Below are 12270 nucleotides of genomic sequence, written 5' to 3'. Positions count from 1 at the left end.
CGGGGTCAGCCGCGGTAGTTCGGGGCCTCGACGACCATCTTGATGTCGTGGGGGTGCGACTCCTTGAGCCCCGCGGCCGTGATGCGGACGAACTTGCCGCGGGCCTTGAGCTCGGGGACGGTGCGACCGCCGACGTAGAACATCGACTGACGCAGGCCGCCGACGAGCTGGTAGACGGCGTTCGCCACGGAGCCGCGGTAGGGGACCTGGCCCTCGATGCCCTCGGGGATGAGCTTCTCGTCCGAGGGGACGTCGGCCTGGAAGTAGCGGTCCTTCGAGTACGAGGTCTTCTCGCCGCGCGTCTGCAGGGCGCCGAGGGAGCCCATCCCGCGGTAGGCCTTGTACTGCTTGCCGCCGACGAACACCAGGTCGCCGGGGGACTCGTCGGTGCCGGCGAGGAGCGAGCCGAGCATCACGGTGTCCGCACCCGCGACCAGGGCCTTGGCGATGTCGCCCGAGTACTGCAGGCCGCCGTCGGCGATGACCGGCACGCCGGCCTCCCGTGCGGCGAGCGACGCCTCGTACACGGCGGTGACCTGCGGCACGCCGACACCCGCGACGACGCGCGTGGTGCAGATCGAACCGGGGCCGACGCCGACCTTGACCGCGTCGACACCCGCGTCGATGAGCGCCTGCGCACCCTGCCGCGTCGCGACGTTGCCGCCGATCACGTCGATGCCGGCGAACGAGGCGTCCGCCTTCAGGCGACGGACCATGTCGAGGACGCCCTCGCTCTCGCCGTTCGCGGTGTCGACCACGAGCACGTCGACGCCCGCGTCGCGCAGGGCCTCGGCGCGCTGCCAGGCGTCACCGAAGAAGCCGATGGCCGCGCCCACCCGCAGGCGGCCCTCGTCGTCCTTCGTGGCGTCCGGGTACTTCTCGCTCTTGTCGAAGTCCTTGACGGTGATGAGGCCGCGGAGCTTGCCGTCGGCGTCCACCAGCGGGAGCTTCTCGATCTTGTGCTGCGCGAAGATCGCCACGGCGTCCTCGGGGTCGATGCCCTCGAGCGCGGTGACGAGCGGCGCCTTGGTCATGACGTCGCGGACGAGCGTGGAGGCCATCTCGAACGGGGCGACGAAGCGCATGTCCCGGTTCGTGATGATGCCGACGAGCGTGCCGTCCGACTCGACGACCGGGAGGCCGGAGACACGGAACTGGCCGCAGATCGCGTCGACGTCGGCGACGGTCGCGTCCGGGGTCGTGGTGACCGGGTTCGTGATCATGCCGGACTCGGAGCGCTTGACCTTGTCGACGTACGCCGCCTGGTCCTCGATCGACATGTTGCGGTGCAGGATGCCGATGCCGCCCTGACGAGCCATCGCGATCGCCATCCGGGCCTCGGTCACGGTGTCCATCGCTGCGGACAGCAGCGGGACGTTGACCGAGATGCGCTTGGTGAGCCGGGACGTCGTGGACGCCTCGCTCGGGATGACGTCGGTGTGCCCCGGCAGGAGCATGACGTCGTCGTACGTGAGTCCGATGAATCCGAACGGATCCGGCTGGTCCATGGGTCCCCTTCGTGGGCGAGGTGAAGTGGTGGGCACCGGGGCGCGTCGTCGGGTTCCCGATGGGCCATGGTAACGCGCGCGGTACACGTGCCATTCCGACGGCCCACGGCGGGCAGGCCGCACGGCGCCGGCGGGCAGGCCGCACGGTGCCGGTGAGCGGGGCCGCGCCCGGCCGTGTCCGTGACGCGCGAAACGGTTCCTGAGAATCCTGTACCGGCCGGACGGGCGGATTGGTGCGGATCGACAGGGCATCGGTCACGAAAGCAGCACGATTTGTGCAGGAGACGTGACGGAAACACGGGGGACACAAAAAATCCCTAGGGTCCTCGACTATCCGAACGAGAGGCTCATCCGTGGGTTCCATCACTCCCCCGGGGTCAGCGCTCATGCGCCGGCTCCGCCGCGGGGCTCCAGGTCGCAGTCGCCTGGTCCTCGCCGCCGTGCTCTTCCTCGCCTTCCTCGCCACCTTCGCCGTCGACTGGGCAGTGTCGCCCGCGGCGGAGGCGGCGACGAGCACCACCAGCAGCACCAGCAGCGTCACCGCCAGCACCGTCACCGCCGGCAGCGTCACCGCCAGCAGCAGCAGCCCGGCCAGCGCCCCAGCGAGCGCCCCGGCCAGCACCGGGCCCTGCACCGTGAGCCCCACCAACGGCTGCATCCGGGGCACCATCCTCGACTCCGAGCGGAAGCCCGCCAAGGGCATCGACGTCGACGTGTCCGGCCCCGGCGGCTTCGCGCAGACCGCGTCCACCGACGACACCGGCCGCTGGTCCGTGAGCGTCACGACGGCCGGTCAGTACACGGTGAGCGTCGACCAGGGATCGCTGCCGAAGGGCCAGTACCTGACGAACGCCGAGGACGCCGACCGCAAGGTCAACGCCACGCTGAACGCCAACGTCGGGCAGATCTTCCAGCTCTCCGACCAGCAGGGCGCGACGACCGACACCGACTCGTCGAGCCTGACGTTCGCCCGGGCCTGGCAGCAGCTCGCCTCCGGCATCCGGCTCGGCCTGCTCATCGCCCTCGCGTCCGTCGGCCTCTCGCTGATCTACGGCACGACCGGCCTGTCGAGCTTCTCGCACGGCGAGCAGGTGACCCTCGGCGGTCTGCTCGCCTACGTCTTCGCGAACCAGCTCGGGTGGAACATCTGGGTGACCGGGATCGTGGTCACGCTGCTCTGCGCGGCCACCGGCTACCTGCAGGACGCCGCGATCTGGAAGCCACTGCGCCGCAAGCGGATCAGCCTGACGCAGCTCATGATCGTGACGATCGGTCTGTCGATCGCCGCCCAGTACGCGTTCCAGTACTTCTTCGGTGCCTCGACGGTCCGCATCCAGCAGGGCAACCCGGAGACGGTCACGTTCGCCGGACTCACCCTGACGGTGCAGTCCTACGTCGCGATGGCGATCGCGCTCGTCGTGCTCGTCGGCACCGGACTCTTCCTCGCGAAGACCCGCTTCGGCCGGGCCACCCGCGCGGTCTCGGACAACCCGGCGCTCGCCGCGGCGTCCGGCATCGACGTCGACCGGGTGATCCGGTTCGTGTGGACGCTCGCCGCCGGTCTGGCGGGCCTGTCCGGCGTGATGCTCGGCCTCGTGCTGAACGGCGTGAACTGGCAGACCGGTCTCCAGCTGCTCCTGCTCATGTTCGCGTCGGTCACGCTCGGCGGCCTCGGCACCGCGTACGGCGCCCTCGTCGGCTCGATGATCATCGGCGTCGTCGTCGAGCTCACCAACCTCGTGCTCCCCGGCGACTTCAAGTACGCCACGGCGCTCGTCATCCTCATCCTCATCCTGCTGTTCCGGCCGCAGGGCATCTTCGGTCGCGCCGAGCGCATCGGCTAAGGGAGCTGCGACATGGACTACATCCTGAACCTGCTCAGCTCGCTGACGCAGGAGGCCCTCGCCCCCACCACGGCGGCGTTCGCCCTGGCCGCGATCGGCCTGAACGTGCACTTCGGCCTCACCGGCCTGATCAACATGGGCCAGGCGGCGTTCCTGCTGCTCGGCGCCTACGGCTTCGCGATCTCGATCACGAACGGCCTGCCCTTCGTCGTCGCCGTGCTGGTGGCGCTCGCCGTCGCGATCGTCTTCGCGGTGATCCTCGGCATCCCGACCCTGCGGTTGCGCGGCGACTACCTGGCGATCGTGACGATCTCCGGCGCCGAGATCATCCGCATGGTCGGCCGCTCGAGCCTGCTGACCACCACGACCGGCGGCTCGAACGGCATCGCCGGCTCGGCGTACCGCGACCCGTTCAACGCGCTCAGCCCGCTGCCCGACGGCACCACGAGCATCCTGTGGTTCACGTACTCGAACAACGGCGTCAACGGCTGGTGGATCCGCATCGCGGCCTGGGGCCTCGTCGCCCTGTTCACCCTGGTGCTGTTCCTGCTCATGCGCAGCCCGTGGGGCCGTGTCGTGAAGGCCATCCGCGAGGACGAGGACGCCGTCCGCTCCCTCGGCAAGAACGTCTACTCGTACAAGATGCAGGCGCTCGTGTTCGGTGGCGCGCTCGGTGCACTCGCCGGGGTCATCTACGTCCTGCCGAGTTCGGTGCAGCCGGACGCGATGGGTCGGTCGATGACCTTCTTCATCTGGACGGCGCTCATCCTCGGCGGTGCGGCGACGGTCTTCGGTCCGGTCCTCGGGGCCGTGCTCTTCTTCGTGGTCCGCCTGTTCATCCGGACCCTCGCGGGGGACTTCATCCCCGACTCGATCATGAACGCCCAGCAGGCCGAACAGTTCTCCTACGTGCTCGTCGGCGTCGCGCTCATGCTCCTCATCGTGTTCCGTCCACAGGGACTCCTCGGCAACAAGAAGGAGCTGACGTTCAGTGTCTGAGCCGTACGCCCACAGCAAGACCGACCCGATCCTCACGGTCGACACGGTCACCCGCCACTTCGGCGGCATGACCGCGGTCGACGTCGACCACCTCGAGGTGCAGCGCGGCACCATCACGGCGCTGATCGGCCCGAACGGTGCCGGGAAGACGACCTTCTTCAACCTGCTCACCGGGTTCGACAAGCCGAGCCCCGGCGCCCGCACGACGTTCGACGGCGCGACCCTGCAGAAGACCAGCGCGACCCACATCGCGAACAAGGGCATGGTCCGCACGTTCCAGCTGACGAAGGCGCTGAGCCGCCTCACCGTCATGCAGAACATGCTGCTCGGCGCCCGCGACCAGCCCGGCGAGAACTTCTTCGCCGCCCTCGTCAAGCCGCTCTGGTCGAAGCGCGAGCAGGAGATCACCGCCAAGGCCGAGGACCTGCTCGCCCGGTTCAAGCTGCTCGAGAAGAAGGACGACTACGCGGGGTCCCTCTCCGGCGGCCAGCGGAAGCTGCTCGAGATGGCCCGGGCGCTGATGTCCGACCCGACGATGATCATGCTCGACGAGCCGATGGCCGGCGTGAACCCGGCGCTGACCCAGTCGCTGCTCGGGCACATCAAGTCCCTGCGCGACGACGGCATGACCGTGCTGTTCGTGGAGCACGACATGCACATGGTCCGGCACATCTCGGACTGGGTCGTCGTGATGGCCGAGGGCAAGGTCGTCGCCGAGGGGCCGGCCGACACCGTGATGGACGACCGCGCGGTGATCGACGCGTACCTCGGTGCGCACCACGACACGGACCTGGGCGACGACGCGCTCCTCAACGAGGAGACCTACGAGGAACTCGCCGAAGAGGTCAAGGAAGAAGACGAGCAGGAGGCGACCCGATGACCGACGCAACGAACGCAGCCGACGCGAGCCGCGCCTCCGGTCCGTCTCCGGTGGCCACCCTGGACCGCGAGCCGGTCCTCAGCGCGAAGAACCTCGTCGCGGGCTACCTGCCCGGGGTGAACATCCTGAACGGCTGCGACCTGGACTGCTACCCGGGCGAGCTCATCGGCATCATCGGCCCGAACGGCGCCGGGAAGTCGACGCTCCTCAAGGCGCTGTTCGGTCTCGTGTCCATCCGCGAGGGATCGGTCACGCTGCAGGGCGAGGACATCACGAACCTCCGGGCGAACAAGCTCGTGCAGGCCGGCGTCGGCTTCGTCCCCCAGACGAACAACGTCTTCCCCTCGCTCTCCATCGAGGAGAACCTGCAGATGGGCCTGTACCTGCGCCCGAAGAAGTTCGCGGAGCGGCTCGAGGTCATCTACGACCTGTTCCCCGTCCTCGGCCAGCGTCGTACGCAGCGGGCGGGGTCCCTGTCCGGTGGTGAGCGGCAGTCCGTCGCGATGGCGCGGGCCCTGATGATGGACCCGAAGGTGCTGCTGCTCGACGAGCCCTCCGCGGGACTGTCGCCGGTGCGCCAGGACGAGACCTTCATCCGCACCCGCAGGATCAACAAGGCCGGGGTGTCGATCATCATGGTCGAGCAGAACGCGCGACGCTGTCTGCAGATCTGCGATCGTGGGTACGTGCTCGACCAGGGGCGGAACGCGTACTCGGGCACCGGGCGGGAGCTCGCCGACGACCCGAAGGTCATCGAGCTCTACCTGGGGACGCTCGCCAAGGACGTCGACGAGGCGCGCTAGCGTCACGTCGACACACGGGTACCGCTGTGGGGGTGGTACCCGTCCCGGACGGGGTCGCGCTGGCTGCTGTCGCGCCGCGCGGCCCCGTTCCACGAACCGGTCCGGTCACACGCGCCGTCCCGCCGGGCGCGTGGTGCGGAACCGGCCTGGAGGCACGACCCGCCCCCGCCACTCGGCTAGCGTGACGCGGGTGCGCACCTCCGGCCCCCTCGTGCTCGACGCCCTCGTCTGGGTGGTCTTCGCCGCGCTCTTCGTCGGCGCCGCCCTGCTCGTGAAGGTCGCCGCGGTGCTCCTCGTCGTGCTCGTCGTGCTCGCGCTCCTGCTCGGGCTCGTCCTGCGGGTGCTGCGGAACCGGCGGGCCCGACGCACCCGCCCGCGGGACGGGACCGCCCGCTAGGCTTGCCCGGTGACTGAAGTCGAGATCGGTGCAGGCAAGCGCGGCCATCGGGCGTACGCGTTCGACGACATCGCGGTGGTCCCCTCGCGGCGCACCCGCGACCCGCACGACGTGAGCGTGCAGTGGTCGATCGACGCGTTCACGTTCGCGTCGCCGATCCTGTCCGCGCCGATGGACTCCGTGTCCTCGCCGGCGACGGTCATCCAGATGGGCAAGCTCGGGATCCTCGGCGTGCTCGACCTCGAGGGTCTCTGGACCCGCTACGAGGACCCGACGCCGTTCTACGAGGAGATCAAGACCCTCACCGACGGCAACGTCACCCGTCGCATGCAGGAGATCTACTCGGAGCCGGTCAAGGCCGAGCTGATCACCGCGCGCCTGGCCGAGATCCGCGCCGCCGGGGTCCCGGTCGCCGGGTCGCTCAGCCCGCAGCGCACGCAGGAGTTCTCGCAGACCGTCGTCGACGCCGGGGTCGATCTGTTCGTCATCCGCGGCACCACGGTCTCCGCCGAGCACGTCTCCCAGAACCAGGAGCCGCTCAACCTCAAGAAGTTCATCTACGAGCTCGACGTCCCGGTGATCGTCGGCGGTGCCTCGACGTACACGTCGGCGCTGCACCTGATGCGCACCGGCGCCGCGGGCGTCCTCGTCGGCTTCGGCGGCGGTGCGGCGTCGACCACCCGTGCGGCGCTCGGCATCCACGCGCCGATGGCCACCGCGGTCGCGGACGTCGCCGGCGCCCGTCGCGACTACATGGACGAGTCCGGCGGCCGGTACGTGCACGTCATCGCGGACGGCGGCCTCGACACGGCCGGCGACATCGTCAAGGCCATCGCGGTCGGCGCCGACGCGGTCATGCTCGGCACCGCCCTGGCCCGCGCGACCGAGGCCCCCGGCGGCGGCTTCCACTGGGGTGCCGAGGCGCACCACCCCGAGCTGCCCCGCGGCCGCCGGGTCGAGGTCGGCCAGATAGCCCCGCTCGAGAACGTCCTGAACGGCCCGACCCCGTCGTGGGACGGCCGCGCCAACCTGGTCGGCGCCCTGCGTCGGTCGATGGCCACCACCGGATACTCCGACGTCAAGGAGTTCCAGCGAGTAGAAGTGGTCGTGGCGCCGTACCACCGACAGTGACGGCGGTTCCCGTGCCCCTGCACGGGTGACGTCCCGGCGCCGACCGTGCCGGGCCTGGTCCGGCGCAGCACGCGCGCGGAGGCCGGCTCCGGGCGTGGACCCGCACGGAGGCGACGATGGCGAAGGCACCCACCAGCACGAGCACCGGCACCAGCACGGGCCCCGGACCGGACGGGACGAACGCCGCTCCCGGGCGGGGCGTGCCGTCGAGCGGCGGCGTCGGGTTCGACCCGACCGCGAAGCTCGGGCCGGACGAACGCGCGGCGACGATCGAGGCGCTGAAGACGAAGGAGCTCGACGTCCTGGTCGTCGGCGGCGGCATCGTCGGTGGCGGTAGCGCGCTCGACGCGGTGACCCGCGGGCTGAGCGTCGGGATCGTCGAGGCCCGCGACTGGGGATCCGGCACGTCGAGCCGCTCGTCGAAGCTCGTGCACGGTGGCATCCGCTACCTCGAGCAACTCAACTTCGCGCTCGTCCGCGAGGCCCTGATCGAGCGCGGCCTGCTCCTGCAGCGCATCGCCCCGCACCTGGTGAAGCCGGTCCGCTTCCTGTACCCGCTCAACCACCGCGTGTGGGAACGCTTCTACATCGGCATCGGCATGGCGATGTACGACGTCTTCAGCTGGTCCGGCGGCCGTCCCCCGGGGGTCCCGCACCACCGGCACCTCAGCCGCAAGCAGGTCCTCCGGAACATGCCCGGCCTGAAGAAGGACGCCTTCATCGGCGGCATGACCTACTACGACGCGCAGGTCGACGACGCCCGCTACGTCGCGTCGCTCGTCCGGACCGCCGCCTCGTACGGGGCGCTCGCGGCCAGCCGGGTCCGGATCGAGGGGTTCATCAAGGTCGGGGAGCGGGTCGTCGGGGCGCACGCGCACGACATCCAGACGGGCGAGAAGTTCGACATCCGGGCGAAGCAGGTCGTCAACGCCACGGGCGTCTGGACCGACGACACCCAGGCGATGATCGGTACGCGCGGGCAGTTCAAGGTGCGGGCGTCGAAGGGTGTGCACCTGGTGATCCCGCGGGACCGCTTCCAGTCGAACACCGGCATGATCCTGCGCACCGAGAAGAGCGTGCTGTTCGTCATCCCGTGGGGCCGGCACTGGCTCGTCGGCACGACGGACACCGACTGGAACCTCGACAAGGCGCACCCCGCTGCCACCGCGGCGGACATCGACTACATCCTCGAGCACGTCAACAAGGTGCTCGCGGTCCCGCTCACCCGCGAGGACGTCGAGGGCGTCTACGCCGGGCTCCGGCCGCTCCTGGCGGGGGAGTCCGACCAGACCTCGCAGCTCAGCCGCGAGCACGTCGTCGCGCACACCGTCCCCGGGCTCGTCGTCGTGGCCGGCGGCAAGTGGACGACCTACCGCGTGATGGGCAAGGACGCCATCGACGAGGCCGTCGCCGCGATGGACGGCAAGATCCCGGCGTCGACGACCGAGGACATCCCGCTCGTCGGTGCCGAGGGCTACCCGGCGGCCTGGAACCGCCGCGGCCGCACCGCCCGGTCGTACGGGCTGCACAAGGTCCGCATCGAGCACCTGCTCAACCGGTACGGCACGCTCGCGACCGAGGTCCTGGCGCTCGTGAAGCAAGACCCGTCCCTCGGCGAGCCGCTGCCCCAGGCCGACGACTACATCGGCGCCGAGGTGGTCTACGCGGCCTCGCACGAGGGTGCCCTGCACCTGGAGGACGTCCTCGCCCGCCGCACCCGCATCTCGATCGAGGCGTGGGACCGCGGCGAGTCGGCGGCCCCGGTCGCGGCGAAGCTCATGGCCGACGTGCTCGGTTGGGACCAGGAGACGACCGAGAACGAGGTCGCGAACTACCTGAAGCGCGTCGCCGCGGAGCGCGAGTCGCAGCTGCAGCCCGACGACGAGTCCGCGGACCGCGTGCGGCTCGAGGCGCCGGACATCGCGTTCGGGTTCGACGAGGACGACGTGGTCGTGGGCGGCGGCCGGTCGAGCGGCGCCGAGGGCGCGAAGGCGTCGGACGAGCAGGTCGTCGGCGAGAAGACGAGCGAACCGAAGTAAGCACGAGACGGACGGGAGGCACGTGGCGGGCCCGCCACGCGCCTCCCGTCCGTCGTCAGCCTGCGGTCCGCGACCGGCGCGCGGTCCGCACCGCCGTCGCGACGAGCACCACCGGGATGCCCGCCAGCGCGACCAGGCTGACGGTGAAGAGCACCTGCCCGGACCACGCGTGCACCGCGCCGGAGACCCCGAACGCGTCGGCGACGTCCATCCCGAGGAAGAACCCGCTCTGGAACACGGCCGCTGCACCGAACGCGAGCAGCGCGAGGTGGCAGACCGCGACGACCGGGAGCGGCATGCGCTGCCGGAGCCCCACGACCGCGACGCCGACCGCCATCGCAACCCCGGTGCCCGCGCTCACGAGCACGCCCACGACGTCCTGGGTCGTGCTGAGCCCGATCGCGTCGACGCCCGCGTAGATCGAGCGGAGCGACCGACCCGGGACGGCGGCGAGCGGATCGAGCACCAGGGCGTGCACCGCGAGCAGTGCCGCGTACCCGATCACGAGCACCATCCCACCAACGGCCGTCACCCGCGTCCACGCCGTCCGAGTCCACCCCATCCCCGCACCCTACGGCCGGAATGCCGGGAACCAGCCGGTGGTTATCATCGGGGTACTCACCAAGGGAGCCATCATGGTCGACGTCCATCGCGTCAAACTCCCCGGAGTCGGCGTGCTGCACAGCTTCTACACCGACGACGGTGGCAAGTGCGGGGTCATCACGCACCGGTCGGGGCACTCCGACCTCATCTCGTTCGCCGACGTCTCGGACGGCGCGGACAAGTCCGAGAAGGTCTCGCTGCGCCTGAGCGAGGACGAGGCGCACACCCTCGCCGAACTGCTCGGCGGCACCCGCATCACCGAGGGCCTCGACAAGCTCGACGAGATCCCCGGCCTGTCCATCGACTGGTTCAGCGTGGACTACGACGACGCGATCGCCGGCAAGCCCCTCGGCGACCTGCACGACTCCGGCTTCATCGGCCTCACCGTCGTCGCGGTCGTCCGCGGTGACAGCGCGAACCCCGCGCCCTCCTCCGACTTCGTCGTGTTCCCCGGTGACACCATCGTCGTCGCGGGTGCTCCCGAGAAGGTCGCGAAGGCGTTCTCCTTCTACCGCAGCGGACAGCTGGCGGCCGCGGCCGCCGAGGCGCCGCCCGGGAGCTAGCCGGTGCACCTGGGTGGTGAGCTGCTGACCATCGGCGGCCTGTTCATCATCGCCTACGTCCTCGGACGCCTGGGCAAGACCATCGGTCTGCCCGCCATCCCGATCTACATGGTCGTCGGGCTCATCGCGAGCCCGCACACCCCGTGGATCGGGCTGAGCGTCGAGTCCCACACGATCGAGCTGATCGCGACGTTCGGACTCGTGCTCCTGCTCTTCAACCTGGGGTTGGAGTTCGACCAGGAAGAGTTCTACGGCAACGCCGGGAAGCTCCTGGTCTCCGGCGGCACGTACGTCGCCATCAACATGGGCATCGGGTTCGCCTTCGGGTTCTCGCTCGGCTGGGGCACCCGAGAAGCCCTGATCATCGCGGGCATGACGGCGACGTCGTCGAGTGCGATCGTGACGAAGCTCCTCATCGAGCTGCGGCGCCTGGCGAACGACGAGACGCCGATGATCCTCGGCGTCACCGTGATCGAGGACGTCTTCATCGCCATCTACCTGGCGATCGTCTCCGTGGTGCTCTCCGGCGACACGAACGTCTGGGGCGTGGTCGGCAAGCTCGGACTCGCGTTCGGGTTCCTCGTCGTGATGTTCACGCTCGCCCGGTTCGCCGGCAAGTGGGTGTCGAAGATCTTCGCGACCCGCGACGACGAGCTGTTCACCGTGCTGTTCTTCGGCCTCGCCGTGATGTTCGGCGGCATCGGCGACCTGCTCGGCGTGACGGACGCGATCGGTGCGTTCGTGATCGGCCTGCTCTGCGGCGCGACCCGCTACCGGGACCGCATCGAGCAGCTCGCCCTGCCGATGCGCGACGTGTTCGCGGCCTTCTTCTTCGTGAACTTCGGGCTCGGCCTCGACGTGTCCACCTTCGGTGAGGTGCTCTGGCCCGTCCTCGGCGCGATCGGCATGACGGTCGTGCTCAACGCGGTCGCGGGGCAGATCGTCGCCCGGATGAACGGGTTCAACGTCCAGCAGGGGATCAACACCGCGGTCATCCTGGTGAACCGTGGCGAGTTCGCGCTGATCCTCGCGACGCTCTCGGCTGCCGCCGGCCTGGAGGAGCGGATCACCGCGTTCGCGGGCCTCTACGTCCTCGTCATGGCCGTCCTGGGACCGCTGCTCGCCGTGAACTCGGACCGGATCGGCCGCCTCGTGGTGCGCCCCGCCCGCGTGGCGCGGCTGCGCCAGCGCCTGCGCGCGCGGCTCGGCGGCTCCGGGGCCCGCGGCTCGGGTGCCGGGATCCCGGCGGGGCCGTCGCTCGACGCGGCGATCGACACCGCGGCCGAGGCCGGCGTCGCCGACCAGGACGCGGCCGCCGCCGCTCGTCGTGCCGAACGCGACCGGCAGTTCGCGGAGGAGTTCGCCCTCGTGGAGGCGGCTGGTAGGGAAGAGCGCGACAATGGAGCGTCCGACCCGGCCACGAGCGACCCCGTCACGTCGCCGGTCGACGTCCCCACCGAGCGCCCGAAGCGCCCGGCCCGCCAGCGTGACCCGGAGTACTGA

At 70.2% G+C, this 12270-nt stretch carries 11 protein-coding genes; 9 read left to right on the top strand and 2 right to left on the bottom strand.

Annotated features, from left to right (window positions below):
• Positions 1-5: 5 nt before the first annotated feature.
• On the bottom strand, positions 6-1508 hold the full coding sequence (gene guaB / locus FB462_RS16715; RefSeq protein WP_114849377.1) for an IMP dehydrogenase: 1503 nt from the start codon (positions 1506-1508) through the stop codon (positions 6-8).
• 353 nt (positions 1509-1861) lie between these two features.
• Between guaB and FB462_RS16710 the strand changes: the two genes are divergently transcribed.
• The 7 genes from FB462_RS16710 (at position 1862) to FB462_RS16680 (ending at position 9601) form a co-directional block, all read left to right on the top strand.
• Positions 1862-3352 (top strand): branched-chain amino acid ABC transporter permease, encoded by a 1491-nt coding sequence (locus FB462_RS16710; protein WP_229666857.1) that lies wholly within the window; start codon positions 1862-1864, stop codon positions 3350-3352.
• A 12-nt stretch (positions 3353-3364) separates the two neighbouring features.
• A complete protein-coding gene (locus FB462_RS16705) occupies positions 3365-4351 on the top strand; it encodes a branched-chain amino acid ABC transporter permease (RefSeq protein WP_114849378.1) in 987 nt (328 codons plus the stop codon).
• Complete coding sequence (locus FB462_RS16700) at positions 4344-5231, top strand: ABC transporter ATP-binding protein (RefSeq protein ID WP_114849379.1); 888 nt, start codon at positions 4344-4346, stop codon at positions 5229-5231. Before FB462_RS16705 ends, FB462_RS16700 begins: the two co-directional genes overlap by 8 nt.
• Positions 5228-6034: an ABC transporter ATP-binding protein gene (locus tag FB462_RS16695; protein WP_229666858.1), complete on the top strand. Its 807-nt coding sequence runs from the start codon at positions 5228-5230 to the stop codon at positions 6032-6034. The genes FB462_RS16700 and FB462_RS16695 overlap by 4 nt, the downstream gene beginning before the upstream one ends.
• A gap of 190 nt (positions 6035-6224) precedes the next feature.
• Positions 6225-6431, top strand: coding sequence for a hypothetical protein (locus FB462_RS16690; protein ID WP_114849380.1), 207 nt, complete (start codon positions 6225-6227; stop codon positions 6429-6431).
• Positions 6432-6440: 9 nt separating this feature from the next.
• Positions 6441-7562, top strand: a complete 1122-nt coding sequence (locus FB462_RS16685) for a GuaB3 family IMP dehydrogenase-related protein (RefSeq protein WP_114849381.1) — start codon at positions 6441-6443, stop codon at positions 7560-7562.
• A gap of 116 nt (positions 7563-7678) precedes the next feature.
• Positions 7679-9601 carry a glycerol-3-phosphate dehydrogenase/oxidase gene (locus FB462_RS16680; protein WP_114849382.1) on the top strand — a complete coding sequence of 641 codons (1923 nt, stop codon included), beginning with the start codon at positions 7679-7681 and terminating at the stop codon, positions 9599-9601.
• 55 nt (positions 9602-9656) lie between these two features.
• Here the strand turns inward: FB462_RS16680 and FB462_RS16675 are convergent, their stop codons facing one another.
• Positions 9657-10163, bottom strand: a complete 507-nt coding sequence (locus tag FB462_RS16675) for a hypothetical protein (protein ID WP_141863113.1) — start codon at positions 10161-10163, stop codon at positions 9657-9659.
• 73 nt (positions 10164-10236) lie between these two features.
• On the opposite strand from FB462_RS16675, the gene FB462_RS16670 reads away from it, so the two are divergent.
• Together FB462_RS16670 and FB462_RS16665 are read left to right on the top strand one after the other, a co-directional pair.
• Positions 10237-10767, top strand: coding sequence for a cation:proton antiporter regulatory subunit (locus FB462_RS16670; protein ID WP_058741281.1), 531 nt, complete (start codon positions 10237-10239; stop codon positions 10765-10767).
• Positions 10768-10770: 3 nt separating this feature from the next.
• Positions 10771-12270, top strand: a complete 1500-nt coding sequence (locus FB462_RS16665; protein ID WP_058741280.1) for a cation:proton antiporter — start codon at positions 10771-10773, stop codon at positions 12268-12270.

The sequence above is a fragment of the Curtobacterium citreum genome (assembly GCF_006715175.1).
Classification (GTDB): Bacteria; Actinomycetota; Actinomycetes; order Actinomycetales; family Microbacteriaceae; genus Curtobacterium; species Curtobacterium citreum.
This window is presented reverse-complemented; position numbering and strand designations above follow the sequence as displayed.